The 26,372-nt window shown below is 60.8% G+C and carries 24 protein-coding genes and 1 pseudogene; 6 read left to right on the forward strand and 19 right to left on the reverse strand.

Features of this window, described 5'->3' with window-relative positions:
- The first annotated feature begins 8 nt into the window (after positions 1-8).
- The 3 genes from GA0061100_RS23130 to GA0061100_RS23140 all read left to right on the forward strand — a co-directional run bounded on the left by GA0061100_RS23130 (position 9) and on the right by GA0061100_RS23140 (position 4,468).
- Positions 9-1,361, forward strand: a complete 1,353-nt coding sequence (locus GA0061100_RS23130) for an NCS2 family permease (RefSeq protein WP_075855071.1) — start codon at positions 9-11, stop codon at positions 1,359-1,361.
- 166 nt (positions 1,362-1,527) lie between these two features.
- Positions 1,528-3,885, forward strand: a complete 2,358-nt coding sequence (locus tag GA0061100_RS23135) for an Orn/Lys/Arg family decarboxylase (RefSeq protein WP_075855072.1) — start codon at positions 1,528-1,530, stop codon at positions 3,883-3,885.
- 22 nt (positions 3,886-3,907) lie between these two features.
- Positions 3,908-4,468 (forward strand): GNAT family N-acetyltransferase, encoded by a 561-nt coding sequence (locus GA0061100_RS23140; RefSeq protein WP_075855073.1) that lies wholly within the window; start codon positions 3,908-3,910, stop codon positions 4,466-4,468.
- Positions 4,469-4,507: 39 nt separating this feature from the next.
- On the opposite strand, the gene GA0061100_RS23145 is transcribed toward GA0061100_RS23140, so the two are convergent.
- On the reverse strand, positions 4,508-4,831 hold the full coding sequence (locus tag GA0061100_RS23145) for a hypothetical protein (RefSeq protein WP_075855074.1): 324 nt from the start codon (positions 4,829-4,831) through the stop codon (positions 4,508-4,510).
- A 382-nt stretch (positions 4,832-5,213) separates the two neighbouring features.
- On the opposite strand from GA0061100_RS23145, the gene dinB reads away from it, so the two are divergent.
- Positions 5,214-6,311 (forward strand): DNA polymerase IV, encoded by a 1,098-nt coding sequence (gene dinB, locus GA0061100_RS23150; RefSeq protein WP_075855139.1) that lies wholly within the window; start codon positions 5,214-5,216, stop codon positions 6,309-6,311.
- 95 nt (positions 6,312-6,406) lie between these two features.
- On the opposite strand, the gene GA0061100_RS23155 is transcribed toward dinB, so the two are convergent.
- From GA0061100_RS23155 to GA0061100_RS23175, 5 genes are all read right to left on the reverse strand, one after another.
- Positions 6,407-8,257, reverse strand: coding sequence for a cytochrome c biogenesis protein DipZ (locus tag GA0061100_RS23155; protein WP_075855075.1), 1,851 nt, complete (start codon positions 8,255-8,257; stop codon positions 6,407-6,409).
- Positions 8,258-8,275: 18 nt separating this feature from the next.
- On the reverse strand, positions 8,276-8,764 hold the full coding sequence (gene msrB, locus GA0061100_RS23160) for a peptide-methionine (R)-S-oxide reductase MsrB (RefSeq protein WP_075855076.1): 489 nt from the start codon (positions 8,762-8,764) through the stop codon (positions 8,276-8,278).
- Between the two features lie 155 nt (positions 8,765-8,919).
- Positions 8,920-10,149, reverse strand: a complete 1,230-nt coding sequence (locus tag GA0061100_RS23165; protein ID WP_075855077.1) for a DUF2325 domain-containing protein — start codon at positions 10,147-10,149, stop codon at positions 8,920-8,922.
- A gap of 85 nt (positions 10,150-10,234) precedes the next feature.
- The gene (locus tag GA0061100_RS23170; RefSeq protein ID WP_075855078.1) at positions 10,235-10,879 is read right to left on the reverse strand and encodes a pyridoxine/pyridoxamine 5'-phosphate oxidase; all 645 of its coding nucleotides are present in this window, start codon (positions 10,877-10,879) and stop codon (positions 10,235-10,237) included.
- Between the two features lie 10 nt (positions 10,880-10,889).
- The gene (locus tag GA0061100_RS23175) at positions 10,890-11,666 is read right to left on the reverse strand and encodes a class I SAM-dependent methyltransferase (protein WP_075855079.1); all 777 of its coding nucleotides are present in this window, start codon (positions 11,664-11,666) and stop codon (positions 10,890-10,892) included.
- Between the two features lie 172 nt (positions 11,667-11,838).
- Between GA0061100_RS23175 and GA0061100_RS23180 the strand changes: the two genes are divergently transcribed.
- Entirely contained in the window at positions 11,839-12,729 is an 891-nt protein-coding gene (locus GA0061100_RS23180; protein WP_075855080.1) for a LysR family transcriptional regulator, read from the forward strand.
- 24 nt (positions 12,730-12,753) lie between these two features.
- Here the strand turns inward: GA0061100_RS23180 and GA0061100_RS35475 are convergent, their stop codons facing one another.
- From GA0061100_RS35475 to GA0061100_RS23235, 12 genes and pseudogenes are all read right to left on the reverse strand, one after another.
- The gene (locus GA0061100_RS35475) at positions 12,754-12,864 is read right to left on the reverse strand and encodes a hypothetical protein (RefSeq protein ID WP_425298700.1); all 111 of its coding nucleotides are present in this window, start codon (positions 12,862-12,864) and stop codon (positions 12,754-12,756) included.
- A 104-nt stretch (positions 12,865-12,968) separates the two neighbouring features.
- A pseudogene (locus GA0061100_RS23185) lies at positions 12,969-13,487 on the reverse strand (substrate-binding domain-containing protein); the annotation flags it as partial.
- The gene (locus tag GA0061100_RS23190; protein ID WP_075855081.1) at positions 13,484-14,272 is read right to left on the reverse strand and encodes an ABC transporter ATP-binding protein; all 789 of its coding nucleotides are present in this window, start codon (positions 14,270-14,272) and stop codon (positions 13,484-13,486) included. The gene GA0061100_RS23190 and the pseudogene GA0061100_RS23185, both read right to left, overlap by 4 nt.
- Positions 14,262-15,296, reverse strand: a complete 1,035-nt coding sequence (locus tag GA0061100_RS23195; RefSeq protein ID WP_075855082.1) for a FecCD family ABC transporter permease — start codon at positions 15,294-15,296, stop codon at positions 14,262-14,264. Before GA0061100_RS23195 ends, GA0061100_RS23190 begins: the two co-directional genes overlap by 11 nt.
- Entirely contained in the window at positions 15,293-16,357 is a 1,065-nt protein-coding gene (locus GA0061100_RS23200; protein WP_075855083.1) for an ABC transporter substrate-binding protein, read from the reverse strand. The genes GA0061100_RS23195 and GA0061100_RS23200 overlap by 4 nt, the downstream gene beginning before the upstream one ends.
- Positions 16,358-16,472: 115 nt before the next feature.
- On the reverse strand, positions 16,473-18,278 hold the full coding sequence (locus tag GA0061100_RS23205) for an ABC transporter ATP-binding protein (protein ID WP_075855084.1): 1,806 nt from the start codon (positions 18,276-18,278) through the stop codon (positions 16,473-16,475).
- Positions 18,279-18,281: 3 nt separating this feature from the next.
- Complete coding sequence (locus GA0061100_RS23210; RefSeq protein ID WP_075855085.1) at positions 18,282-19,220, reverse strand: ABC transporter permease; 939 nt, start codon at positions 19,218-19,220, stop codon at positions 18,282-18,284.
- Complete coding sequence (locus tag GA0061100_RS23215; protein WP_075855086.1) at positions 19,220-20,194, reverse strand: ABC transporter permease; 975 nt, start codon at positions 20,192-20,194, stop codon at positions 19,220-19,222. Before GA0061100_RS23215 ends, GA0061100_RS23210 begins: the two co-directional genes overlap by 1 nt.
- 5 nt (positions 20,195-20,199) lie before the next feature.
- Positions 20,200-21,171: a nucleoside hydrolase gene (locus GA0061100_RS23220; protein ID WP_075855087.1), complete on the reverse strand. Its 972-nt coding sequence runs from the start codon at positions 21,169-21,171 to the stop codon at positions 20,200-20,202.
- Positions 21,168-22,127, reverse strand: coding sequence for a nucleoside hydrolase (locus GA0061100_RS23225; protein ID WP_075855088.1), 960 nt, complete (start codon positions 22,125-22,127; stop codon positions 21,168-21,170). Before GA0061100_RS23225 ends, GA0061100_RS23220 begins: the two co-directional genes overlap by 4 nt.
- 34 nt (positions 22,128-22,161) lie before the next feature.
- Positions 22,162-23,043 carry a dihydrodipicolinate synthase family protein gene (locus tag GA0061100_RS23230; RefSeq protein ID WP_075855089.1) on the reverse strand — a complete coding sequence of 294 codons (882 nt, stop codon included), beginning with the start codon at positions 23,041-23,043 and terminating at the stop codon, positions 22,162-22,164.
- Between the two features lie 22 nt (positions 23,044-23,065).
- On the reverse strand, positions 23,066-24,616 hold the full coding sequence (locus GA0061100_RS23235; protein ID WP_075855090.1) for an ABC transporter substrate-binding protein: 1,551 nt from the start codon (positions 24,614-24,616) through the stop codon (positions 23,066-23,068).
- 135 nt (positions 24,617-24,751) lie between these two features.
- Here GA0061100_RS23235 and GA0061100_RS23240 point away from each other — a divergent pair, with 135 nt between their 5' ends.
- Entirely contained in the window at positions 24,752-25,651 is a 900-nt protein-coding gene (locus GA0061100_RS23240; protein WP_075855091.1) for a LysR substrate-binding domain-containing protein, read from the forward strand.
- 211 nt (positions 25,652-25,862) lie between these two features.
- On the opposite strand, the gene GA0061100_RS23245 is transcribed toward GA0061100_RS23240, so the two are convergent.
- Complete coding sequence (locus tag GA0061100_RS23245; protein WP_075855092.1) at positions 25,863-26,177, reverse strand: hypothetical protein; 315 nt, start codon at positions 26,175-26,177, stop codon at positions 25,863-25,865.
- Positions 26,178-26,372 lie beyond the last annotated feature (195 nt).

The following is a 26,372-nucleotide window of genomic DNA, read 5'->3' on the forward strand; positions in this document are numbered from 1 at the left end:
TATACGCAATGACCTCAAATACGAATGTCGGGCAGCCGGGCGACACATCCGAACCGCGGTGGAAGACTTACTTTCGCATGCGTGAGCGTAGGACCAATACAAAGACGGAAATCATTGCCGGGATGACGTCCTTCCTGGCGTCGGCCTATCTTCTCGTCGTGATCCCCTCGCTTCTGTCTGCGGGAGGTATCGACCGCGCTGCGGCAACGACGGCAACCATTCTCGTCATCATCGGCGCGACCCTGTTCATGGCGCTTTATGCCAATATGCCCTTCGTTGTGGGGCCGGGCATCGGCGGATCGGTTCTGGTGGGGCCGACGATGGCGGCGGTGGAACACATCCCCTGGCAGACAGGTCTTGCGATCTCCTTCTGGTCGAGCGTCATTTTCGTTCTGCTGACGGTGCTTGGCGTACGCCAGGTCATCGCCCGCATGGTTCCGGCCCAGATCAAACTCGGCCTCGGCGCAGCGATCGGATTGTTCATCGCGCTTCTTGGATTCAAGAATGCCGGCCTCGTCGACATCAACGCCAAGAGCCACGCTCTGATGCTTGGCTCGTTCAACTCGGGACAGGCGATCATTGCCGTCTTCGGCATCTTCCTCGCGGTCTTTCTGCGTGGGCGCAAGGTGCCGGGACCGATCCTCTGGGCCATTCTGGGCAGCACGCTGCTCGGCATTCCGCTTGGCGTTACCAAGGTGCCTGCAACACTCTTCGGTGCCCCGCATGGCATCTCAGAGATCGGCCTCCAGCTCGATTTCTTCGGGGCGCTGAAAGTAGAATATTTCCCCTATCTCTTTGCCTTCTTCGCATCCGAGTTCTTCTCGACCCTGGGCACGACGCTTGCCGTTGGTGCCAAGGCCGGCCTGGTCGACGCGGAGGGCAACATGGCGGATCTGGGCAAGCCGTTCCTTGTCGATTCGATTGCCGCAACAATCAGCCCGCTGCTCGGCATTCCCTCGGCCACGGCTCTCGTCGAGAGCGCCACCGGCGCAGAAGCCGGTGGCCGCACCGGTTTTGCTTCGCTTGCCACCGCAGCCCTTTTTGCCCTGACTTTGCTTTTTACCCCGATCGCGCTGATGATTCCGGCAGCGGCCACGGCACCCGCCCTGATCCTCGTCGGCATGTCGATGTTCAGCGCGCTGAAGCGCGTCGATCTGGAGAATTTCTCAGACGGTCTTTCCGCCCTAATGATGGTCCTGCTGACCCTGGTTTCCAACAGCTTCGGCACCGGTATTGCCGGTGGACTGCTGTTCTACGTCATCGTCAAGGTCTTGTCCGGCGAAGCAAGACAGGTCTCCATTGGCATGTACCTTCTCGCCATCCCGCTTGCCTATTATTTCTGGACCGTGGCTGCTCACTAAGCTGCCATAAATCCAGAAATTCCGCAGCTGCGATCCAGCATGAAACTGCAGACCGGCGACCTGATCGGCGATGCCTGTCGATAGGGTTTGGCGCGTCCTCTTTTCTGTCACATCCATGTCATGAAATACGCCGACACCTCATGCCAAATCAGGAGCGGGTATCGACATGGATTATTTCAGACGTTTCAACTTTCTGTTCGCAACGCCAACCTTCGACAATGAGGATCTGGAAGGCGCCCGCTACAACCAGATCGTCGAGGAGATCGAACGTTCCGGCTTCGAGGTGGTGCGTGCGCGCAATCTCGAAGATGCCGAGATCGCAGTGCAGACGGACGCCGCCATCGGCTGCATGCTGGTCGACTGGGGCAAGAAGGGGCTCGAGGGCAAGACGGCCTCCCTCATCAACCTCATGCGCCGGCGCGGCCTCGAATTCCCCATCATCCTGCTGATCCGCCGCAAGCGCTTCGAGGACGTGCCGGTCGAGGTGCTCGACTTCATCGACGGCTATGTCTTTCTGTCGGAAGAAACGCCTGCCTTCATCGCAAAAAGCCTCATCAGCCGGCTCAAGCAATATGCCGAGACGCTGAAGACGCCGTTCTTCGGCGCGCTGGTCGATTATGCCGAAGAGGGCAACCATCTCTGGACCTGCCCCGGCCATAATGGCGGCATCTTCTATAGCCGCAGCCCGATCGGGCGTGTCTTCATGGAGCATCTCGGCGAAGCGGTCTTCCGCGACGACCTCGACAATTCCGTGCTCGATCTCGGCGATCTTCTGACCCATGAGGGTCCGGCACTCGCCGCGCAGAAGGAAGCGGCCAAGATCTTCGGCGCCGAAAAGACCTATTTCGTGCTGAACGGCACCTCCACGTCAAACAAGGTCGCGCTTTCAGCCCTCGTCACCGACGGCGATCTCGTGCTGTTCGACCGCAACAACCACAAGGCCGCCCATCATGGCGCCCTGATGATCTCCGGCGGCATTCCGGTCTACCTGCCGACGATACGCAACGTCTATGGCCTGATCGGCCCCATGGATTTCGCAACCATGGACGAGGACGCCCTGCGCGAGCGCATTCGCACGCACCCGCTCGTGAAAGATCCCGAAGCCTACAAGAAGCCGCGCCCGTTCCGCGTCGCGGTCGTGGAACAGTGCACCTATGACGGCACGATCCACAATGCCGAGATGATCCTCAAGCGCATCGGCCATCTATGCGACTACATCCTCTTCGACGAGGCATGGGCCGGCTTCATGAAGTTCCATCCGCTCTATGCCGGGCGCTTTGCCATGGGTCTTTCCGACCTCGGCCCGGATGCGCCTGGCATCATCGCTACCCAATCCACCCATAAGCAGCTGGCAAGCTTCTCGCAGGCTTCGCAGATCCACATGAAGGATCGGCACATCACCGGCCAGAAGCGCCGCGTCGAGCACCGCCGCTTCAACGAAAGCTTCATGCAGCACGCCTCGACCTCGCCCTTCTATCCGCTGTTCGCCTCGCTCGACGTCGGCGCGCAGATGATGAAGGGACGCTCCGGCGAGGTGCTCTGGGACGACACGATCCGCCTCGGCATCGAACTGCGCAAGAAGATCCGCGCCGTGCGCCGCGAATTCGAGGAGAAGGAACATCGCCCCGAGCGACGCTGGTTCTTCGAGCCCTTTGTGCCGGATCGCGTCGCGATCCCCGATGTGTCAAGCCCGGGCGCCGTGCATGACGTAGCGTGGGAGAGCGTCGCAACTGACCAGCTCGCCACCAATCCCGCTTTCTGGCATCTGACGCCCCATGCAGCATGGCACGGCTTTTCCGGAATGGAATCGGGCTTTGCCATGACCGATCCGAACAAGCTGACCCTGCTCACCCCCGGTTTCGACCGGGTGAGTGGCAAATACACGGAGCATGGCATACCCGCGCCAGTGGTTGCTCAATATCTACGTGAAAACCGCATTGTTGCGGAAAAGAACGATCTCAATTCGCTGCTGTTCCTGCTCACCCCCGGTGTCGAGGCCAGCAAGGCCGGCACCCTGATCAGCGGCCTTGTCGCCTTCAAGAAGCTTCACGACGACAATGCGCTGCTGGAAGAGGCAATTCCGGAATTCTATCGTCGCCGGCCTGGCCGTTATGCAGGCGTGCGTCTGCGCGACCTTTGCGCTGAAATGCACAATTTCTTCCGCCAGGCCGATGTCAGTGCGCTGCAGACAAAGCAGTTTTCCGCCGACCACCTGCCGCCGATCGCCATGTCGCCGCACGATGCCGCACGATGCCTCGTTCGCAACGATGTGGACTATCTGCCGATCGACGCCATTGCCGGCCGCATCGCAACCACGCCCTTCGTCGTCTATCCACCGGGAATCGCGACGATCGTGCCCGGCGAACGCCTGACGGAGCAGGCCCAGCCGATGATCGATTATCTGAAGATGTTCGAGACCTGCTTCAATACCTTCCCCGGCTTCGAGGTGGAAATCCAGGGGGTCTATCGCGAGATTGATGCATCCGGCAAAATCCGGCTCTATACCTACGTCGTCGCGGAATAGGCTTGGAAATTCAGGTTCGGACATGAAGCAGGATAAAACAATCATCGTTCGCCCGTCCCGGGAGAGCGACGTCGATGCCATGCTGGCAATCTATCGCCGCCACATTCACCGTGGCGTCGAGGCCGGGGTGGACGATAGCGACACTCCGCAGCCCGACGATCTGCGCGAGCGACGCAAGAATTTGAAGGACCGCCGCTTCCCGCATGTGGTGGCGATCGAGGGTGAAAAGGTCGTGGGCTATGCCTATGTGGTGCTGTTCCGCAAGCGCCCGGCCTATCGCTACACGGTCAAGCACTCGATCTATGTGCATCACGACCATGTCGGCCAGGGCGTCGGCAGCCTGCTCATGCGCGGGCTGATCGACGCCTGTGCGGCTGCCGGGTTCCGTCAGATGATCGGCTATATCGATGCCGACAATGCCGCCTCTCTCGCCTTGCACGAACGTTTCGGCTTCGCTCGGGTCGGCCTGTTGCCGGCAGTTGCCTATCGTTACGGTCGCTGGGCCGATACCGTGATGGTCCAGCGTTCGCTCGGTCCAGGCTCGACCACACAGCCGCCCCCGCCGCCGCTCTCCACCCGCTGAGACAGGGCGAGTTGCTGCCCGCCCGGCAAAGCTTCGCGCTTATGCCGGGCGTCGCGTCGAAGCGGGCCTGAAACCCAACACGAAATCCACGACCTTCGATGAGGCCATTTCGCAAGGCTTGAGGGTGAGGCTTGCTCCGGATAGCACATAGAGATTGAAGCTGACGATGTCGGCCCCGCCAAGCTCTTCACCGTAAAGCCACACCCGTTTCCCATCGGCCGATCGCTTGACCGTCACACCCCAGGGGCGACCTTGAAAACGCCCCTCCGAATAGCCGTCAGGTAGCGTCGCAAGCGCATGTTCGAATCCAGACAATTCGGCCGGCAGCAGCTGCGGCGCCTGGTCCGTCATGGCGCAAGGCATTCGTCGCATATGCCGCAGCCGTCCTCATCCATCTTCCGCGCCGATCGCGTCCTTCGACAGCAAAGACATGCGATGCCGTCCGCACGGGACTCCTCGTCGCGCTCAGGCGGGAGGATCTCCATATGCAGGTCGGAAAGCGGATCGGTTGCGATTTGGCCCATCTTGAGGCTCCGTGTGGGGACCGACTAGAGATAGGAAGCCGCGGGCGCATCTCAAGGTGGCGTCCACGTCATGGCTGGCATGCGGCGATTTCCCTGCCTCTCTCCGGCACGGCAACAGAGCCGGTTTGATATCGTCATGCAGGATGATATGTTCTGCATTTGTTTCAGCTTCTACAATTGAAGGCCCGTGCTGGAACTGCAGTGTGATGACCGAGACCGCCATGAACGACACGAGCTCAAGCCCCGTCCGAAAGATCATCCATGTGGACATGGATGCGTTCTATGCGTCGGTCGAACAGCGAGACAATCCGGAGCTGCGCGGCAAGCCGCTTGCGGTCGGCGGGTCCGCGGCCCGCGGCGTGGTGGCGGCCGCAAGCTACGAGGCCCGCGCCTTCGGCGTTCACTCCGCGATGCCTTCGGTCACCGCGAAGCGCAAATGCCCGGACCTGATTTTCGTGCCGCCGCGCTTCGACGTCTACCGGGCGGTATCGCAGCAAATCCGCGAGATCTTCGCCGAATATACTTCGATGATCGAGCCGCTGTCGCTTGACGAAGCCTATCTCGACGTCACCCAGAACCTCAAGGGCATGGACATCGCCACCGAGATCGCGCTGGAGATCCGCACGAAGATCAAGCAAGTCACCGGGCTCAACGCCTCGGCCGGTATTTCCTACAACAAGTTCCTCGCCAAGATGGCAAGCGACCTCAACAAGCCGAACGGCCAGGCAGTGATCACGCCGAAACATGGGCCGGCATTCGTCGAGACACTTCCCGTCAAGAAGTTCCATGGCGTCGGGCCGGCAACAGCCGAACGGATGCACAAATACGGGATCGAAACCGGGCTAGACCTGAAGTCGAAATCCCTCGCCTTTCTGCAGGAGCATTTCGGAAAGGCCGGTCCCTATTTTTACGGCATTGCCCGCGGCATCGACGAACGGCAGGTAAAACCCGACCGGGTTCGCAAATCCATCGGTGCGGAAGATACGTTCGCCGAGGATATCGACGATCTCGCGCTGGCGACGGCGGAACTGCGCCCGCTTGCGCAAAAGGTCTGGCGCTATTGCGAAACAGGCGGCATCAGCGCCAAGACGGTGACCGTGAAGATCAAATATTCGGATTTCACCCAGGCGACGCGCAGCCGGACAAGCGCCTATCCGGTTGCCGACATGGACGAAGTCCTCCAGATAGCATCCGCACTTCTGGCGACCGTCCACCCGTTCGCACGGCCAATCCGGCTGCTCGGCATCACACTTTCGTCTTTGACGAACCAAGAGAGCGACGACGCTGGAGCACAGTCCCAGCTCGATCTCGGCATCTGAGAGGACCGACCTTCCTTCCATCGCTGAGGATAGTGCCCCTAATTTGTCTACCTTGCGCGGCCAAGTACGCGAACGAGGAAAGCTAAACCGTTTCCTCAGCCGAAGGTGAAGGCATAGGCCTGGGCGCCGGGGTCGAGAAACTTGATCTCGAACGTATGATCCGACACCGGGCCACTCGCACGAACGAGCTGGTAAAGCTTTTGCCCCGTCACCACGCCATTGCCGTTTGCGTCCGTATCGACGCCATGGCCGTCGCCCGGCGGCTTGCCATCGACGGTGATCTGGAAGCGCACCGGCTTTCCGTCCGCCGATGGTCCAAGCACCAAATGCAGGTCGCGCGCATGGAAACGGTAGTAGAGCCGGCTATCGGCGCTGTTTGAGGTCGCCTCCTGCGGGCCGACGGTCCAGTTGCCGGCAAGGCCCCATTCGTTGAGTTTCGGCGTCGCGGCAGCGTAATCGTGGGACGCATCGTTGACCGTGCCGGCATCGTCGACGAAATTCTGCGACCGCAGATAGCCGACATAGGTTTCCGGTGACTGGACGTCGGCCTCGTTGGAGGCGGCCTCCGCGCCCGTCGCCTTGACGTTCACGATGTCGCTGGCAACATTGCTCTTGCCGGCTTCCGCGAGAAGCTGCTGGATCACCCTTTCGGATTGATCGTAATCGCCTTCGCCGAAATGATGATGGCGCACCTGCCCCTGTGCATCGATGAAATAATGGGCGGGCCAATATTCGTTGTCGAAGGCGCGCCAGATCGCATAATTGTTGTCGATCGCAACCGGATAGGTGATACCGAGATCGGCAATGGCCTTCTTCACATTGTCGACGTTCTTTTCGAAGGCGAATTCCGGTGCGTGCACGCCGATGACGACGAGGCCCTGATCCTTATATTTCTGCGCCCATGCTTCGACATAGGGTATCGCTCGCAGGCAGTTGATGCAGGAATAGGTCCAGAAGTCGACAAGCACGACCTTGCCCTTCAGGCCGGTAGCCGTCAGCGGCGGCGAATTCAGCCATTGCACCGCGCCATCGAATGGAGGAACGGGACCTTCGACCGGCAGCTGTGTGACAGCAGGCTTTTGTGCCGTGGCCGCCGTCATGGAACCGTTGCCGGCCGCTCCGTCAGGCTTTGCGTTCATCATCGCCGTATTTGTCGCGCTCATCATCGCACCGCCATCACTCTTCATGACGACGGATGAGGGCTTGTTCGGGTCTTGGGCGTGGAAACGGTCGATGAGGTTCTGTTCAAGTGATGCCGTGCTTGCAAGCGACGCCTGCGTCAGCAGGCCGGTATCGAGCCCCATGGCGATTGCGACGACAGCGACCAGCACGGCAACGCCGACGCCGCGGCGCAGCCACTCGCCGATGCCAAGCGATTGCTTCATCGCCTGATAGACCCGGCCACCGATCAGAAGCGCAAGCGCAAGTGATGTGGCAGCCCCCAGCGCATAGGCGAGCAGCAGCAATGTCGTACCCACGCTTGCCCCCTGCAGCGCGGCTCCCGTCAGGATGAGGCCGAGCACGGGACCGGCGCAGGGTGCCCAGAGCAGGCCGGTCGCCACACCCAGCAACAGCGATGCAACAATCGTCGACCCACCGTTGCGGCTCGCACGATCAGCCGATTGCGACAGCCGCGCGCCGAGCGAGACGAGCGGACGCGTCAAACGATCGGACAGCGATGGAAAGAGAAGAATGATGCCGAAAACCGCAAGCAGCGCCATGGCCGCATAGCGCCCATATTCGTTGGCCGTTACGGCCCAGCCGCCGCCGAAGGCCGCAAGCGTCGCGACCGCCGCAAAGGTGGCTGCCATGCCGACCAGCAGCGGCAGCGTGCTGCGCAGGAAGGGCTGGCCCGCCCGCGCAAAGACGAATGGCAGAACGGGCAGGATGCAGGGGCTGACGATCGTCAGGACGCCGCCGAGATAAGCAAGGATGAATAGAAGCATCGTTCGGTCTCTGATCGTTCAGGCAGCGGCCCTATGGAATGTCATGGCGACGCCGTTCATGCAGTAGCGAAGGCCGGTCGGCTTCGGCCCGTCATCAAAGACATGCCCGAGATGACCGCCGCAGCGGCTGCAATGCACTTCGTTGCGCACCATGCCGAAGGAAGTATCGCGCGATGTCGCCACGGCGCCGTCGAGCGGCGCCCAGAAGCTTGGCCAGCCGGTGCCGCTGTCGAATTTCGTGGCCGAGGAAAACGCATCCTGATTGCAGCCGGCACAGGCGAAATTGCCCTTGCCATGCTCGTTCAAGAGCGGGCTGGTGAAGGGGCGCTCGGTTCCCTCTTTCCTCAGGACGGCATATTGGTCCGCCGTCAAGATCTTCTGCCATTCCTCATCCGTGTGAGAAACAGGGAAATTCACGGCGGTTTTGGCAGCGGCCGTGCCGTAGCCCAACCGCAGGCCGATGGCGCCAAGAACCGTTGCCAGAAGCACTCCTCGTCTGTTCAGCATCGCACCGTTCTCCTTCAGCGGACAAGCCGAGCTCACAGGACATCCAAGTCCGATATTGCTTCGGCGACGGGGCGTGTCCCGTCGCTATGGACTACGGAAAAGAGGGCCGTTTTGTTACACACATGCCGATGAGAACACCGAAACGTGAACAGTCTTCATTCCGCCGCCAGGGGCGCAGCAATGACGGCAACGAAACTCGCCAGGCTTGCCGAGCGCAACGGCAGATACGGCTTGTCGCTATCGCGGCAGAGCCGCTTCACCATGTCGGCCGCCGAATGGCTGATGCAGTCGACTGGGAAAACGGCTGATGACGCCCGTCCGACCAGCGCGGGCAACAGGGAGAGATTGTCCTCGACACCGCCATCGTGAAACAAGAGTTCAATGTTGCGCCCTTCGGCAAGCTTCCGCAGGCGGTCGAAGAGGTTCGGGCGACCGCCGACATAGAGCAGCGTCTCATGCCGAGTCGAACTCCCGGCGATGACAGGATCAGCAGCCGCTGCAATAGTTGCCTCCAGCAGATCCAGCTCGCGCTTCAATGCCAGATTCTCGTCTGCGAAAGACGATAGCTGCGACTGGGTTTCAGCAAGCTTCGCTTCCGACTGCGCAAGGCGTTTCTCGTAGGCTTCCGAACGCTCTCCGGCTGCCTGCAGCTTCTCAGACAGCCTTGCATCCTGGCGCTGCCCTGCGCTTGCAGAAGGGATTTCGCCGGCCGTCGCCTGCACGCGCCGCAGGCTCTCCTCCAATTCATCGATGCGCTTCTGCAAAAGGATGTTGTCTTGAGCCGCCGCCTGGAGGCGGACTTCCTGGCGGAGAATCTTCTCATCTCTCGCCTCGACATCCAATTGCAGCCGACGCAGGCGCGCGAGATCAAGCCGGCTGGAGCTGCCGACGAGATGCGACAGCATGTGCACTTCGCCAAAAATATCATTCATCAGCGGACGATCGCTGGCCGGGTGGCTCATGGCCGCCCAATAGGCTCCTGATATATCGCCGTCGTCGACAGCCTTGTCCCACTGCGCCTTGATCTCCGTCGTTGTCGCAAGCTTGGCAAACTGCTTGAGGATACGCTCGTGACGGCGATCGAGCGCCTTGTTCAACAGCTTGGCGGCGATATCACGCTGGCCGGCGGCCCGGACACCGCGGCTGTGCAGGGCATGGTCGGTCGCCACCTTCGTATCGATATCGCCCACTTTCGCCAGTACCTGCCGGAGCTCCGTCGTCGTCAGGCATGTGCCGACGATGGAGCAGTGGAACATCGGCGGCAGTTCCCAGGTCTTCAGCCGCTGAGTCCTGACCGCCGCCGCCGAAAGAGCGGGCCGCTCATCCAGCCGCTGTTCGACAATCGGAAGCGCAAAGGGCCGTTTATGATTGAGGAGAACCGACATATGAGCACTAGCGTTATATTTCTTCGAATATTACGCTAGTGCGTCTTTCGCCAACAGGCAAGCCCGGTCATCCAAACCGGCACCATCAGGGCCAGAGCCGCTCCTTCAGCCAACCCGCCTTTTCCCGCCTGTATCGCAGGCGATGGTGCCGCCGCTCGCTATCGCCCTGCCAGAACTCGACCTCATGCGGCATCACGATGAAAAGTGCCCAGTTCGCAGAAACGAGATCGGGCTCGTCCTGCAATCGCCGATGCTGCAGTGCCAATGCATCGTCGAGTTCCTGGGACGAGCCGAGGACCTCGCTCTGTCGCTCGGTCAAGGCGACGGCTTTGGCGCCTGCCGCGCGTGCACGAAAATCGGCATAGCGCTCATGGGCTTCGGCCTGAAACGCCATGCCCCGCAGCCGCACCTGCCGCCCAAGCTGCGGCCAATAGAAGGTGAGCGCCACGGAAGGATTGGCGGCGATCTGCCGGCCCTTCGGACCACTGCCTGTCGTTGCGAAGTGCCAGCCGCGCTGATCGAGGTTTTTCAGGATGAGAACACGAGCATCCGGCACGCCATTCGCGTCGACCGTGGAAAGCACCATGGCGTGCGGTTCCTTGATCTCAGCCTCGATGGCATTACGCAGCCAGGTTGAAAACAACTCTCGCGGCTCGTCCGGCGTCAAATCCGCTTCAAACGCCGGAAACGGCCCTGCCAACGATTTCAATATGCGCAATTCGTCTCTCACGGCATTCTCCTTATGGTCTGGCAATGATGAGCCGCAGCGACCCCTCAAAGAACGGCTGTGTGCGGAGGATGCCATAACGGCGATCCCAGGATCCATCGGCGAGATCGCGGCCGAGCTCATCGACAAAACGCTCGCCGACGGAGGCGTCGACAAAGCTCCATGCCGAATTGGCAAGCCGCGCGCCGGGATCGAGCATTCGTTCCGGCCTGCCATAATAGGCCTCGCCGAAGCCATCGACGCAATTCAGCGGGATAGGCACTGCCTTGATGTCCACATCGCCACCAAGCGCCGCCGCGATCACATCCATAGCCGGATAACGTCTCGCCTCGACAGCAATCATCTCCGGTGCATAGGCATGCAGCCAAGACCGCTCCAGCAGATCCGGATCGCAGCTTAGGACCAGAACGGGACCGCGCGCGACGCGCCGCATCTCGGCGAGTCCCCGCTTGAGGTTGGACCATTGATGCACCGTGAACGTCGCCATTGCCGCGTCGAAGCTCCGATCGGCGAAGGGAAGCTGTTCGGCCGTGCCGTCGATCGCGGCAGGAAGATGCGCCGGCCGCTGGGCACGCATGGAGGCGGAGGGCTCGATAGCTGTCACCTGCCGATCGATCGGCTCATAGGAACCAGCCCCGGCGCCGACATTCAACACGGTCTTGGCATCGCCGAGAGCAGCGCGGATGAATTCGGCGATGTGGGGGTCGGGCTGGCGGTAGTTGGTATAGCCCGATCCGATGACGCCGTAGTTCGCATCGCCTGCGCTGCCGTCCTGATGTCTGCCTTGCATGTCCAGTCTCCTTGGCATTTTCGGACAAAGCTTCGCCACCTGCGCAAATGCCATTGCATTGCCGCATCATTGTTCGGTATTCACATTGTCCATTCGTTTCGTCGGCAAGAAACACACTATTCTCTCGAAAGAAAAACGATATGTTCGAACAGTCAATGTTCGGAAAATGCACATGGCTAGACGAATACCTTCCCTGAACGCATTGCGCGCCTTCGAAGCGGCCGGCCGGCTGGGACGCATGACGCTTGCCGCGGATGAGCTGAATGTGACGCACAGCGCCGTCAGCCGGCAGATCCAGCATCTGGAGGACGTACTCGGCATTCCCTTGTTCGAAGGGCCGAAGAACCGGCTGAGACTGACCGAAGGCGGGACGACCCTGTTGACAGGGCTCACGACCGCGTTCGACCAGATGGATCTGTCGGTGCGCGCCGTCGCCGACACCGAAGACGGTCAGCTCGACGTCTCCTGTCCGGGCACATTCACGATGCGTTGGCTCATCCCTCGCCTCTACCGGTTTCAGGCGAAATACCCCAACATAGAAGTTCGTCTGTCGGCCTCGTCAAAACCCGTCGATTTCAGTCGGGACGGCTTTGACGTGGCGATCCGGGTCGGTGTCGCGCCATGGCCCGCTGGTGCCGACGTCATTTCCCTTTTTCCGGAGCAGACGGGTGCGGTGCTTGCGCCGTCGCTCTATCTCGAGTCGACGCCCGCATTCGACGGCCTGCCTCAGCTCCACACGCGCACAAGGTTGCGGGCATGGGGTGATTGGCTGGCCCGCTCCGAAAGATCGGTCGCCACCGGGCAACGTGTCGAATACGAGCATTTCTACTTCATGTTGGAGGCCGCAAGCGCCGGCCTTGGCGTCTGCGTCGCCCCGTGGCCCTATGTCAGCGACGATATCCGCTTCGGCCGCTTGATGGCGCCCTATGGCTTTCTGGAAAGCGGCCACGAATATGTCGCGCTGCGCCGCGCCCGCCGTAACCGGAAATCCGCACTATTCTGCGAATGGCTGCAGAACGAGGCCGACGCCTATCTGCGCTCGAGCGCGCCCCCGAGGAGTTGATCCCCGATACGAGCGTGTTGCAGATCAGCCGACCGGAGAAAAGCCGGCTTTGCCGAGAACTTCCTGCCCGGTCTCCGACAGCAGAAACTCTCGTAGATATTGGGTTTCGTCATCCGCGTCCCTTCGGATTGCCATGCCGTATTCAATAAGCGGCTGAAACTCGTCGGGGATATCGACGACACTAAAAAAGCCGGATCGCCTGCCAGCAGGCGCGCATTCGAAGAATAGCTCATCATCAGGTCGACCACGCCATCGGCAATCAGATAGCCACCGCCCTTGCCTGGCGGCGCCGGCGGCGAGTTGCGCCCGCCGACTAGTTGCCGCGACCGCGACTTGATCGCCTCGCCCTTGCCTGGATGCCGGGCTTCGATGCGGTCGAAAACCTCGAACGCATAGTCGCCACCCGGATCGTCGCCCGGCGTCGATGTGCCGATGCCGACGGCGGGATCGGACAGAACCGCGAGAAAGTTCTCCGTCGTCAAACCAAGATCGGCGCGCGAGAGCACGCAGAGCCGATTGCGGGCAAAGCAGACGGCATTTTCCGCAAGACCCATCGAAACAAGCCGCTGCGGATGTGCCATGTTGGCGGATGCAAAGAGGTCGAAGCTGGCGCCCTCCTCGATCGTTTCGCGCAATAGTCCGGCAGGCCCCAGCGTCAGCGAAATGCCGATACCATATTCATGGCCGAAAGCACCGATGATCGCCGGAAAGGCATGGCGCAGACTGCCGGCGGACAAGACTTGAACTGCGTTGCTCACGGGCGATTTCCTTTCCTGTCTCGTTGCCGGAACAGCGGCACGAACGCGGTCTCCATGAGTTCGCCACTGCCGAGCGTCGCCGAGCGGACGGGAATACCATAAAGCGCCTCGAGATTCTCTTCCGTCATCACATCATCGGTGGTGCCGAAGACGGCTCTTGCCTGGTCGAGCATGAGCAGCACCTTATCGGCGATGGCGACCGCGTGGTTCGGCTGATGCGTGGTGAAGGCAATCGCCAATCCCTGACGATCGGCAAGGGTTGCGAGCAGCGACAGCACGACATCCTGGTTCTTGAGGTCGAGCGCCGAGGCCGGCTCGTCAAGCAGCAGCACGGCGTTTTCGCCGGCCAGCGCCCGCGCGATCAGCACCAGTTGCCGCTCGCCGCCGGAAAGCGCTTCGATGTTGCGCGGCGCATAGTCGGCCATGCCGGTGAGATGAAGCGCCTCCATGGCCTTCTCGACATCGACCTTGCGCGGTGTCCGGAACAGCCCGATGTGACGGGCACGCCCCATCAGCACCACGTCGAGCACGGAATAGGGAAAGGAGCCGGAAAACTCCTGCGGCACGAAGCCTGTCTGTAGGTTCAGCGTGACGTTGCCGGCGCTCGGCTTCAAGAGCCCGGCGAGCACGCGCAGCAAGGTGGACTTGCCGCGACCATTCGGCCCGAGAATAGCTGTGATTTGGCCGGCGCGGAGATCGAGATGAAGATCGCGGAACTGCCAGCGCCTGCCATCATAGGTTTGGCTCGCCCCTTCGATGCGCAGCTTGACCGGATCAGAGACCACGCGCGCCTCGCTGAGTTTGCCTGAGCACCAGGGCGAAGACCGGCGTGCCGATCAGCGCAGTCAGAATGCCGAGCGGGATTTCCGAGCTGGTCGCGGTCCGGGCGATGGTGTCGATGATGAGCAGGTAAAGCGCGCCGATCAGCAGGGATGCCGGCATCATTACGCGATGATCCGGCCCGACCAGCATGCGCGCCATATGCGGCACGACGAGACCGACCCAGCCGATGATGCCGCTGACGGCAACCTGCGCGGCGACGATGCAGGAGACCAGCACGAGGATCAGCCAGCGCAGCGGCTCGACATTGACACCAAGGGCACGGGCATCTTCATCGCCGATTGACAGCAGATTGATGCGCCAGCGCAGACCGAGCAGCAGCAGGCTGCCGATGACGACGGGTGCTGCAATCAGCCAGAATTTCTCCCAATTGGCGGTCGCAAAGCTGCCAAGCAGCCAGAACACCATGGCCGGCAGCTTGTCTTCGGTGTCGGCGAGATATTGCACGAGACTCACCAGCGCTCCGAAGAAGCCGCTCACCACGACACCGGCAAGGACCAGCGCCAGGATATTGCGCCGCGCGACAATGCCATTCAGCGCGTAGACGATAACAAGCGCCGAAAGACCGAATGCGAAAGCGGAACCGAGCAGACCGTAGCGCGAGAAGCTTAGCAGGATGGCGAGCGTGCCGCCGAATGCCGCCCCCGACGAAACGCCCATCACCTGCGGCCCCACCAGCGGATTGCGGAACACGCCCTGCAGCGTCGCACCCGAGAGCGCCAGTCCGGCACCGGCAAGCAACGCCAGCAGGATACGCGGCATGCGCACCGTGAAGACGACATTCGTCTCGGTCGCCGTCACGGGCACCGCCGGCGGTGAGATCGGCGACCAGAGGATTTCCACGACGCGCAGGAATGGAATATCGTAGCGGCCGACGCCGAGTGAAACGACGGCGACGATCAGAAGCAGGATCGCCAACGTGGCGATCGTTGCTCTAGACCCATATCGGCTGAAAGCGACCGCGCTCATTGCGCGGCGCGATAGTCGGTGCGGTAGAATTCCTTGTAGTAGGCGTCCGCTTGCCTCTGCATGTCGATATCCTTGAACCGCTCGGGATAAAGCTCCTTCGCCATCCAGAGCTCGCCGAGCGCCATGGCTTCCGGCATCGGATAGCCCCATGCCTTGGCATATTCCGGCATGAGATAGATGCGCCCGCTCTTGACGGCATCGATCGTCTGCCAGGAGGCAGCCTTCCTGATCTCGTCCACGACGGCCGGATAACGCTCCTGGACGAAGATGACGGCGGGGTTCCACGTCAGCACGTCCTCCATCGTCACCTGCTTGAAGCCGGTGATCGAACTGGCGACGTTGCGTGCGCCGGCGCGCTCCATCATCAGGCCGGTATATTTGCCGCGGCCGTAGGTCGTCAGGTCCGGATTGGCCATATAGACCGGCACGCGCTTGTCCGCCGGGATATCGGCAAGACGATCGGCAACGAGTTTGCGGGTCTTCTTGGTAACCGCAATCATCGCCTCGCCCTGTTGCTTGCGTCCGAGCACGTCAGCGATGAGGCGCACGCCGGTCGCAAAGCCGACGTCGATTGCGGCTGGCTCATCCTTGACGGAGGGGTTGAGCTTGACGGCCTCTGCTGGCGGCACATCGAGCAGCGAGATCGCCACGACGGAAAGGCCGGCATCCTCGATCTGTTTCACCATGTCGGCCGGCGCATAATTGGTCACGAAGACCACATCCGGCTTCAGCTTCAAAAGCTCCTCGATATTCACTTTGGTGAGTCCGCCCGGCATCGGCAGATTGGGCAGCTGCGGCGCAAGCCGCACATAATTGGCACCGAGCTGCTTCTTCCATTCGTCGAGAACGCCGACCACCTTGTCCATTGCATCGAGCTGGACGGCGATATTGAGCGTCTGATGCTGCAGGATGACGACCCGGTTGACGGCATCGGGAATATGCACCTGCCGGCCGATCTGATCGGTCACGACACGGTCAGCCCAGGCGGGGGCGGAAAACAACAAGCTGCTGAAAATGATAGCGATTTTAACGAAAACAAGCAGACGTTGGCGCTGAAACATGGGATCCTCCTGAAAAGGTCCCAATCGCTATCATTATATTTCTTCGTATACAACGATCGCCAATCTGAAAACCAAACCGCAAGCCGCGCCCTCATCAGCGCGGCGCGTCGATCTCTCAAGCCACCTGGAAAAAGTGGCCGTCTCCCACCTGCTCGTATCTGCGCTTTGGTGGTTGGTAGTCGACTGTGCGGAACGGGCTCCCGATCTCCTCATTCGAGATGCGGCGCACCTGGCGCCTCGTCGGATCGGCAATCGGCACTGCCGCCATCAGGCGCTTGGTATAGTCGTGTTGCGGATTGTCGAACACCGCCCGGCGAGGCCCGATCTCGACGATCTCACCGAGATACATCACCGCAACACGGTGGCTGATGCGCTCCACCACGGCCATGTCGTGGCTGATGAAGAGATAGCCGAGACCGTACTTCTCCTGCAGGTCCAGCATGAGATTGATGACCTGCGCCTTGACGGAGACGTCGAGCGCGGAAACCGATTCATCGGCAATGAGAAGCTTCGGCTCGAGCGCAAGTGCCCGGGCAATGCACACACGCTGGCGCTGCCCACCCGAGAACTCGTGCGGAAAGCGATCCGCCATCGAGGCCGAAAGGCCGACCCGTTCGAGAAGACCGCCGACGCGATCCTTTGCCTGCGAGGCGCTTGCCAGCCCATGGGCAATGATCGGTTCGGCGATCGCCTGGCCGATACGCATGCGCGGATTGAGGCTTTCGAACGGATCCTGGAAGATCATCTGCGCTTCGCGCCTGATATCGGCGAGATCGCCCTTGCCGGCCTTCAGGACATCCTTGCCGTCGATGTGGATTTCGCCTGACATTGCCGGGGCAAGACGGATGATCGAACGTCCGGTCGTCGACTTGCCGCAACCGGATTCGCCGACCAGCGACAGGGTTTCACCCTGCTTGAGTTCGAGCGAAACGCCTTCGACGGCGTGGATGCTGCCGACGGTCCTACGCAGGAAGCCGCGCTTGACGGGAAAGCGGGTGATGAGGTTGTCGACCTTCAGGATGGGCGGCTCGCTGAGCTTTACCGTATCTTCGGTCGGCTTCACCGGCTGCACCTCGCCGGTCGCCATATCCACCTGCGGAAAGCGCAAGGGGCGGTCCTTTCCGGTCATCGAGCCGAGTTGCGGCACGGCCGAAAGAAGCGCGCGCGTATAGGGATGCCTGGCGCCGGCAAAGAGCGCTGCGGTCGTATCCGTCTCCACCTGCTCGCCGCGATACATGACGACCGTGCGATCGGAGATTTCAGCAACGACGCCCATGTCATGGGTGATGAAGAGAACCGACATCCCCTCTTCTTCCTGCAGCGTCTTGATCAGACCGAGGATCTGCGCCTGGATGGTCACGTCGAGCGCGGTCGTCGGTTCGTCGGCGATCAGAAGCTTCGGATCGCAGGCAAGCGCGATTGCGATCACCACGCGCTGGCGCATACCGCCGGAAAAATTCATCGGATAGTCGTTAAGGCGCGATTTCGCCGAAGGGATGCGCACCTTCTCAAGCAGGCGCACCGCTTCAGCTTCGGCCTGTGATTGCGACATGCCGCGATGCTGCACCAGCACCTCGGTGATCTGCTGGCCAATCCTCAGGACGGGATTGAGCGAGGTCATCGGTTCCTGGAAGATCATGCCGATCCTGTTGCCGCGGATCGCCTGCATATCGGCAAGCGGCAGGGACAGAAGATCGCGTCCCTCGAACTCGATCCTGCCTGTGATCTTCGAATTGGCTGGCGACAGAAGCCGCATGATCGACATGGCCGTAACACTCTTGCCGGAGCCGGATTCGCCGACAACAGCGACGGTTTCCTTCGGGCCGATATCGAAGCTGATATCGCTGATGACATTGCGCCACTCGCCTCCGACGCGAAAGGCCGTGTTGAGCTTGGAGATCGAAAGGATCGGTTTGGTCATGGCTCAGCCTTCCCGCCGTGGATTGAGGATATCGCGCAGCGCATCGCCGATGAGATTGATCCCGACGATGAGCATGAGAAGCGCAAGGCCCGGAAAGAAGCTGATCCAGTAGTCGCCCGACAGCAGATATTCGAAACCGTTGGAAATCAGCAGGCCGAGAGACGGTTGTGTGACCGGCAGGCCGATACCGAGGAAGGAGAGCGTCGCCTCCAGCATGATGGCATAGGCCACGCGCATCGTCGCGACCACGATCAAGGGTGGCAGGCAGTTCGGCAGGATATGGCGAAAGAGGATGCTGCCATCGGGCAAGGCCATCGAGCGGGCAGCGTCCACATAGGCACGTTTGCGCTCCACCAGCGCCGAGCCGCGAATCGTGCGGGCATAATAGGCCCATTGCGTGACGATGAGCGCCAGGATGATCTTGTCGACGCCTTGCCCGAGGATGGCGAGAAAGATCAGCGCGATGAGAATGGCCGGGAAGCTTAGCTGGATATCGACTACTCGCATCAGGAAGGCATCGAGGCGACCGCCGACATAGGCGCTGACGAGCCCGATCGAGGCGCCGATGACCAGCGCCACGGCGGCACTCGATATGCCCACGAGCAGGCTGGTACGCAGGCCGTACAGGATCGCGCTCATCAGATCGCGACCCTGATCGTCCGTACCGATCAGGTAAAGCATGCCGCTCGTGCTATGCGAGCCGGGCGGCAGGCGCCCATCGAGAATGTCGAGCTGGGACAGGTCATAGGGGTTCTGCGGGGCGAGCAACGGCGCGAATATTGCAGCAACCACGAAGATGGCGACGATGATGAGGCCTGCCAGCGCAAGCCTGTCGTGCAGAAGAGCCGACATCGTCTGGCGGAACGGTGAGCGCGAGGCCGCCTTGCCTGCATTCGCCTGGCCCGCATGCACCGAACCAGCGTTTGAGCTCTTGTCGGCCATTACGAATTCCCTTCGAGACGAACGCGGGGATCGACGATCGAATAGAGGATGTCGACCAGGAGATTGATGACGCTGAACATCACGACGGTGATCATCAGATAGGCGAGGATGACCGGGCGATCGAGCACGCCGATCGCGTCGATGATGAGCTTGCCCATGCCGGGCCAGGCAAAGATCGTCTCGGTCACGACGGCAAAGGCGATCAACGAGCCGAGTTCGAGGCCGATCACGGTGATCAGCGGGATCAGCGTGTTCTTCAGCACATGCACGGTGACGATCCGCCGCTCGGTCAGGCCCTTGGCGCGGGCGAAGCGGACGAAATCGAGCTGCATCGTCTCCATGACGCCGGCGCGGGTCAGTCGGATGACGAGCGAAATCTTGAAAAGCGCCAGGTTGAAGGCCGGCAACACCAGATGGGAAAGGCCGTCCAAAGTGAAGAGGCTGAGCGGCACGCCGAAAACTGGCAATGTCTGGCCCCGGCCGGAGGCCGGCAGCCAGCCGAAATGCACGCTGAACAGCATGATCATCACGAGGCCGATCCAGAAAGTCGGCAGGCTGAAGCCGAGGATCGAGAAGGTCATGATCGATTTCGAGATCAGGCCCTTCGGCTTCAGGCCGGCATAGACGCCAAGCGGAATACCGATGACAAGCGCCATGACGAGTGCAACGAAGGCGAGCTCCAAGGTCGCCGGCATACGGTGAAGGATCAACGTCAGCGCGGGTTGATTATAGACGAAGGAATTGCCGAGATCGCCTGATAGCGCACGCGTGATAAACAGCCAGTATTGCTCCCAAACAGGCTTGTCGAGGCCGAAGGACTGGATCACCTGAAGACGTTCCGCCGGCGTTGCCGTCGGGCTCAACAGCACATCGACGGGATTGCCGACGAGATAGAGTCCGGCAAAGACCAGAACCGACATGACGAGCAACGTAAGAACGGTCTGGATCGACCGGCTCAGCAAATATCCGCCCATGATTTTCAACCTCCCTGCGCTGTTGTCCCGAGCCCATCCCGCCCATAACGGGCGATACGCTCGATCAGCAGTGCGATGAACCCGGCCTCGTCGACGTCGGTGATGACAGTGGCATTCGGCAAGCGATCCATCTTTCCGTAAAAGTCCGCATAGGTGTAGCCCATGGTGAGGCCGGTTACCTGCACGCCGACGAAAGCCTTGCGGCCGGTGAACAAATCCGGGCGTATGAGCCAGGCAATCGTCGTCGCGTCGTGGATCGGGCCGCCCGGCCTGCCGAACCGCCCGACGTCGCTGCGGTCGAAGGTCGAAAGCAGGTTGAAAAGCGCGTTCCCTACCTCGCCGCCGGCCCGGAACTGCTCGAAATGCTCCGCGGTAAACAGGGCCTGAAGCGTCATGTCGAGCGGCATCGTTACGATCGGCACGCCCGAGCGATAGACGACCTCGGCGGCGTGCGGATCGGCATAGATATTGAATTCGGCCCAGGGCGTGCGATGGCCGAGCGCCTTAAAGGCTCCGCCCATCGAGACGATCTGTCTTATGCCGGATGCCACGTCCGGATGCTGGATGAGCGCCAAGGCGATATTGGTCATCGGCCCGATGGCGCAGATGGTGATCTGCTCGCCGGCCGCTACCGCTTCGCGCGCGGAGCGCGCGATGAAATGGACGGCATGCTCGTCGGATGGGCCTATATCACCGGCTTTGACCAAGGCATCGTCAAACGCGCCGATCCGGGCATATTTGCCATAGACCTGATCCCGCACGAGCGGTCCGCCAGCCCCCGCATGAACCGGCACGTCATGACGGCCGCTAAGACCGACGATCTTGCAGGCGTTGACCACCGTATCGCGAAGCGGAACATTGCCTGCGACGATCGACAAACCAAGTACATCGACTTCCGGCGATGCGAGCGCCATCAGGATGGCGGCGGCATCGTCCACGCCGGGATCGGCATCGATGATGATCTTTTCGCGTCTCATGCGACAGCCTTCTCGGCATAGCGCGACAAGCGCTCGAGAAAGAAGGCGATCACACCCTCGGCATCGACCTTGGTGACGATGTCGGCATTCGGCTCGAGGCCGCTCTTGCCGTACCAGTCGGCAATCGTCTGACCCATGCAGAGTTCGCTTTCATATTCCACGAATACGCGAGCCTTCTCGGTCTCGAACAGATGCGGGGCGAGGATATAGGCGATCACCAGCGGATCGTGCAGCGGGCCGCCGCGCGAGCCGTAGCGGCGCACATCGTTGCGATCCCAGAAGGCCATCAGCTCGGCAAGCGTCTGCGAGATGCGCCCGCTGACGCGGGAGAATTCGGCGACATGCTCGGGCTTCAGCATCACCTGATGCGTCGCATCGAGCGCCAGCGCGACGAGCGGAATTCCGCTCGAGAAGACGACATGCGCCGCATGCGGGTCCGCCAGCATGTTGAATTCGGAGGTCATCGTCCGGTTGCCGGGTTCGCGATAGGCGCCTCCCATCATGACGATCCGCTCGACGCCCTCGGCAATCCCCGGCTTCATGCGCAGGGCGACAGCGACGTTGGTCATCGGTCCGAGGCAGCAGAGCGTGACACGCTCTCCCGTCCGCGCTGCTTCGCTCAACGTATCGATGAGGAAATCGACCGCCGATTTGCTCTCCGCCTTCTTTTCAGGCTCCGGCAAGATCGTGTTGCCAAGCCCGGTCTTGCCGTGAAACTGGCCGTGGATCGGCTCGCGCAGCATCGGGCGGAAACAGCCTGCAAAGACCGGAATATCGGGGCGTCCGCCGAGTTCGCAAACCTGAAGGGCGTTGCGCACGGTGCGCTCCAGCGGCTGGTTGCCGCAGACCGGCGTGATGCCGAGTATGTTGAGTTCCGGCGACACGAATGCGGTCAGAAGTGCGATCGTATCGTCAATTCCGGGGTCACAATCGACAATGATCGAAATCGGCTTCATGGTGAAATGCCTTCAATAGACGGTAAACGCGGTGTCAAAGGGCGTCGAGTTCGCGAAGAACGTCCGCGATCTCGGTTCGTGCGGCCTCGCCAAGCGGGAGTTGCGGATGCATGGGGGCGCCGACGGCAAAACCCTGCAGTTCCAGCGCCGTCTTGATGCAGGCGGCGATCGAATATTTTGCGAAGATCTCGTTGACCCGCCAGAGCGGCCGCTGCAGCTCCATCGCCCTTGCCCAATCGCCGGCATTGGCCGCCTCATAAAGCGCGATGCTCTGCTTCGGCACGACGCAGGCAGGGCCTGCCATCCAGCCGACGCCACCGATCATCATCACGCAGACCGGAATGTGGGCCGAGGCGGCAAACACCTCCATTCGGCCATGGGTCCGTTCGATGATGGAGAGCAGCCGCCCCGTATTGGTCGAGGCGTCCTTGAGGTAGCGGATATTATCGACGCGGCTAAGCCGCTCGATAACGGGCAGGCTCAAATCGGAACGCTGGAATTGCGGATTGGTGTAGAGCACCACCGGCCGCCCTTTTGCGGCCTTGGCAATGGCCGTGAAGTAGGCCTCGACACTCTCATCGTTGACCGGAAAATAGGATTCCAGCACGGCAAGGATACCGTCGGCCCCTGCCTCGACCATATATTCGGTCTGGGTGACGGCATCGCTGGTCGATGTCGATGCAACCCCCGTCACCACGGGAACGCGTCTGCGGCTGGCGGCAATCACGGTATCGACGACGCTGCGGCGCTGATCCCAGTTCAGATAGGCGAATTCACCGGTACTTCCGAGCGGCGTCAGGCCGTGGACCCCTGAAGCGATCAGGTGATCCACGAGATCGGTCAACACGCCCTTCATCACCTGACCGGATTGATCGACCGGGGAGACGAGATAGGGAAATACGCCGCGGAAAGACATCTTCGATCGTCCCTTCGCCGGCTCAGTTGGGCTTCACATAATAGGGAAGCGTGTAGCCATCCGACCGACCGGGATAAGAAAGGTCCTTCTTCACCGCCCAGGTGTTGGCGAGGTAGAAGATCGGGATGACGCCAAGGTCGTTCATTGCGATCTCGGTCGCCTTGCGAAGAAGCTCCTCACGCTTGCCATCGTCGAGCGTCGAGCGTGCTTCGTTCAGCGCCTTGTCGAACTCCGGGTTCGAATAGCGCCCGCGGTTGCCCTGCCCCGCCTTGTCGCCAAAAGTTTCCAGGATCGGGCCGAGCACGCCGGATGCCTCGCCCGTCTCGACCGCCGCACCACCCATGATGAAACTGAACTCGAGATTGGAGGCGCGGGTGAAATAGACGCTGCCGGGCAAGGTCGCGACCTCGGTCTTGATGCCGACGCGACTGAAGAACTGGCCGATCGCCTGGGCAACCTTTGAATCATTCGGATAGCGGTCGTTGGAAGCATGGAAGGTCAGCGAGAACCCGTTGGGATAGCCGGCCTTGGCGAGAAGCTCCTTCGCCTTGTTCGGATCGTAAGGATCGACCTTGATGGACGGGTCATAGCCGAAATAGCCTTCCGGAACGAGCTGCCCGGCGGGCACGCCCTGCCCGTCCATGATACGGTCGACGAGTGCTTCGCGGTTGATCGAAAGCGAAAGCGCGCGGCGCACCTCAAGCTTCAAGAGTGGGTTCTTGCCGTCGGCCCCCTTGGCGAAGGGCGATTCCTCGCGCGCCTGGTCCATGTGAAGGTACATGATCCGGTTGCCGGCAACATTGACGACCTTCAGCTGGTCGGAACCCTGCAGCCGTCGCGTGTCGGCCGTCGGGATGCTTTCGATCATGTCGACATCGCCGGAAAGCATTGCGGCAACACGCGCGCTGCTGTTCTTGAATACCTTGAAAGTGACCTTGTCCCAGGCGGCCTTTTCGCCCCAATAGGCGTCATTGCGCGCGAGCACGACGTTATCGTCGGGCGTCCAGGAGACAAATTTGAACGGGCCTGTGCCGATCACGCCCTTGCCGGAATTCATCTCTTCCGTCGTGATATCTCGCATCTTGGCCGGCAGGATCGCGATACGGCTGAGGTTGTTCAACAGCAGCGGCGTCGGGCCGTCGGTCTTGATACGGACCGTCAGCGGATCGACCGCCGTGACCTCGGTGATCGCCTTGACATAGGCCGCAAAGGAGCTCGGGCTGTTCTTGGACGCGAGCGGCACGCGCTTGACGCTGGCAACGACATCATCGGCGGTAAAATCGCTGCCGTCATGGAATTTCACATTCGGACGAAGCTTGAATTCCCAGGTCGTGTCGTCGATTGTCCTCCACGATAGCGCCAGTGCCGGCTGCAGCCGCTGCTTCTCATCCTGATTGACGAGACCATCGAAAATATTGCGTGCCATCGCGCTGTTCGGCCCGACGACGTAGAACTGCGGATCCATGGATGTCGTCGAGGCAGCAAGACCTACGGTCAAATCCCTGGCCTGGCTTGCGAGCGGCATGGCAAGGACGGATGCCGCCAAGACGGCTGCGACCTTTAGAAATTTCATGATGGTGTTCCTCCGGCGTTTGCGAAATCCGCACTCTCCAAGCAGATTTTCTCTGCAACTAAAGAACCTGGCCCAAAAAGAAAAATTGCATTTTGTGTTCGATCCATGCCCTAATGTTATGGAAAGGGCGTTGGGATGCGATTGAAACCAAGACAAGTGGAAGCCTTCAGAAGCGTCATGATGACGGGGGGCATCACGGCTGCAGCCGATGCCTTGAACGTCACGCAGCCCGCCGTCAGCCGCCTCATCCGTGACTTGGAGGAAATCGTCGAAATCACGCTGTTCGAGCGGGTGGGTGCCCGCCTCGTGCCGACGGTGGAGGCGACACAGCTCTTCCGGGAAGTCGAACGGCTCTATCTCGGCCTCGACCAGATCGCCCAGGCAGCCGACGATATTCGTCGGCACAAGAATACCGTTCTGAGGATTGCCAGCGTGACATCGCTTGTGCGGCCATATCTTCATCAAGCCATCCTCGATGTCGTCGGCAACCGGCGCGACATTCCGCTTGTCATCGATGTCGAAAACAGCCGGCACATTTGGGACATGGTCGACAAGAACCGCTACGACCTTGGCTTTGTCTTCGGTTCACCCCGTATGGCGGACAAGAATGCCGTTCTCCTGCACAGTTCCCATGCTGTCGCCGCCATGGCCCCGGGGCACCGGCTGGCCTCCCGAAACGTCATTCGACCCGCCGACCTCATGGAGGAACGCGTGCTGATCCCCGGCCGCAATTCGCCGCTCAGACTTGCACTCGATCGCGCCTTCTCCGCGCAGGATCATCAGCCAACCAGCACGATGGAGACATCGATGCTCAATTGCTGTCATTTCGCAGCCGCGGGCATGGGCGTTGGCATCGTCGACCACACAAGCCTGCAGTCTGCCGGAATCGATATCATTGCGATCCCATTCGAACCGCAGATCGAGGTCGCCTACTTCGCCATTCGTCCTTCCGGCGGCCACCGCATCTCAATCCTGGACGACCTCATCAAACGAATGAGCGAGCTCATCGGCTCGGACATGGTGTCCGCGATTTGAAGCATATCGCGCAAAAGTGTGCAGCGGCTTTTCGACAATGACATGCGGGAAATCAAAGGTCTAAAGCGCAAGAAGCGATCCTGAAAGATTGCAAGGCGCTTCAGGCTAGAAGCAGGCGTTTAATCGCGCCATCCAAATGAAATCGCGTTCTGTCGCAGGACATCGGAATCTTACCGAGATGCCCGTTGAGCTCGGACGCGGGATGCGAGGATTAGCGGTAATCCTCAAGCCGAAGCTGCTCGGCATTCCTGATCCCTGGTATCTCCGCCGGCTTCCCTCGGTTCGTTTTCATCGCATCGCGGTTGAAGTCATTTACCGCCCAACAGACACCGATGGTTTGGAGATGCGCAGCGTTTTCTATTCCAATTTTGATAAGAAAAGTCAGCCGCCCGGCTAGCGCGTTGCGGCTATGCTCGTTGTTATCGAACCAGGGCTGGCTGGTGACGTTGTCCAGCACCTCCTGGAGTGTCGCGACTTGCTTCGGCGATAGGCTGCCTCCCATAAGGTGGCGAAAGCGTTCCATCATGCCTCCTTCCACTGCCGGTCCGACATCACAGATGGCCGAGCCCTTGCAAGTGAAACTACTCTGATACTATTGCAACGCATTACTTCAGCTTTGGCTATTCGCAACGGACGGTCCTCGGCGGCAAGCCGCCAGCCGAACCGGCCGCATCCATGTCTGCTGCTTGTCAGGTTAGGCAGACTGCCGCCTAAAGACTAC

It is taken from the genome of Martinezella hainanensis (assembly GCF_900094555.1).
Classification (GTDB): domain Bacteria; phylum Pseudomonadota; class Alphaproteobacteria; order Rhizobiales; family Rhizobiaceae; genus Rhizobium; species Rhizobium hainanense.

Excerpts from the sequence above, each read along its gene's own strand:
- GA0061100_RS23195 (WP_075855082.1), bottom strand. The coding sequence starts at position 15,296 with ATGAGCGCGGTCGCTTTCAGCCGATATGGGTCTAGAGCAACGATCGCC.
- GA0061100_RS23175 (WP_075855079.1), bottom strand. The coding sequence starts at position 11,666 with ATGCAAGGCAGACATCAGGACGGCAGCGCAGGCGATGCGAACTACGGC.
- GA0061100_RS23130 (WP_075855071.1), top strand. The coding sequence starts at position 9 with ATGACCTCAAATACGAATGTCGGGCAGCCGGGCGACACATCCGAACCG.
- GA0061100_RS23220 (WP_075855087.1), bottom strand. The coding sequence starts at position 21,171 with ATGAGACGCGAAAAGATCATCATCGATGCCGATCCCGGCGTGGACGAT.
- GA0061100_RS23240 (WP_075855091.1), top strand. The coding sequence starts at position 24,752 with ATGCGATTGAAACCAAGACAAGTGGAAGCCTTCAGAAGCGTCATGATG.
- dinB (WP_075855139.1), top strand. The coding sequence starts at position 5,214 with ATGAACGACACGAGCTCAAGCCCCGTCCGAAAGATCATCCATGTGGAC.
- GA0061100_RS23200 (WP_075855083.1), bottom strand. The coding sequence starts at position 16,357 with ATGTTTCAGCGCCAACGTCTGCTTGTTTTCGTTAAAATCGCTATCATT.
- GA0061100_RS23230 (WP_075855089.1), bottom strand. The coding sequence starts at position 23,043 with ATGTCTTTCCGCGGCGTATTTCCCTATCTCGTCTCCCCGGTCGATCAA.
- GA0061100_RS23165 (WP_075855077.1), bottom strand. The coding sequence starts at position 10,149 with ATGTCGGTTCTCCTCAATCATAAACGGCCCTTTGCGCTTCCGATTGTC.
- GA0061100_RS23140 (WP_075855073.1), top strand. The coding sequence starts at position 3,908 with ATGAAGCAGGATAAAACAATCATCGTTCGCCCGTCCCGGGAGAGCGAC.
- GA0061100_RS23145 (WP_075855074.1), bottom strand. The coding sequence starts at position 4,831 with ATGCCTTGCGCCATGACGGACCAGGCGCCGCAGCTGCTGCCGGCCGAA.
- GA0061100_RS23210 (WP_075855085.1), bottom strand. The coding sequence starts at position 19,220 with ATGGCCGACAAGAGCTCAAACGCTGGTTCGGTGCATGCGGGCCAGGCG.
- GA0061100_RS23205 (WP_075855084.1), bottom strand. The coding sequence starts at position 18,278 with ATGACCAAACCGATCCTTTCGATCTCCAAGCTCAACACGGCCTTTCGC.
- GA0061100_RS23225 (WP_075855088.1), bottom strand. The coding sequence starts at position 22,127 with ATGAAGCCGATTTCGATCATTGTCGATTGTGACCCCGGAATTGACGAT.
- GA0061100_RS23135 (WP_075855072.1), top strand. The coding sequence starts at position 1,528 with ATGGATTATTTCAGACGTTTCAACTTTCTGTTCGCAACGCCAACCTTC.
- GA0061100_RS23245 (WP_075855092.1), bottom strand. The coding sequence starts at position 26,177 with ATGATGGAACGCTTTCGCCACCTTATGGGAGGCAGCCTATCGCCGAAG.
- GA0061100_RS23215 (WP_075855086.1), bottom strand. The coding sequence starts at position 20,194 with ATGGGCGGATATTTGCTGAGCCGGTCGATCCAGACCGTTCTTACGTTG.
- GA0061100_RS23235 (WP_075855090.1), bottom strand. The coding sequence starts at position 24,616 with ATGAAATTTCTAAAGGTCGCAGCCGTCTTGGCGGCATCCGTCCTTGCC.
- msrB (WP_075855076.1), bottom strand. The coding sequence starts at position 8,764 with ATGCTGAACAGACGAGGAGTGCTTCTGGCAACGGTTCTTGGCGCCATC.
- GA0061100_RS23155 (WP_075855075.1), bottom strand. The coding sequence starts at position 8,257 with ATGCTTCTATTCATCCTTGCTTATCTCGGCGGCGTCCTGACGATCGTC.
- GA0061100_RS35475 (WP_425298700.1), bottom strand. The coding sequence starts at position 12,864 with ATGGCAATCCGAAGGGACGCGGATGACGAAACCCAATATCTACGAGAG.
- GA0061100_RS23180 (WP_075855080.1), top strand. The coding sequence starts at position 11,839 with ATGGCTAGACGAATACCTTCCCTGAACGCATTGCGCGCCTTCGAAGCG.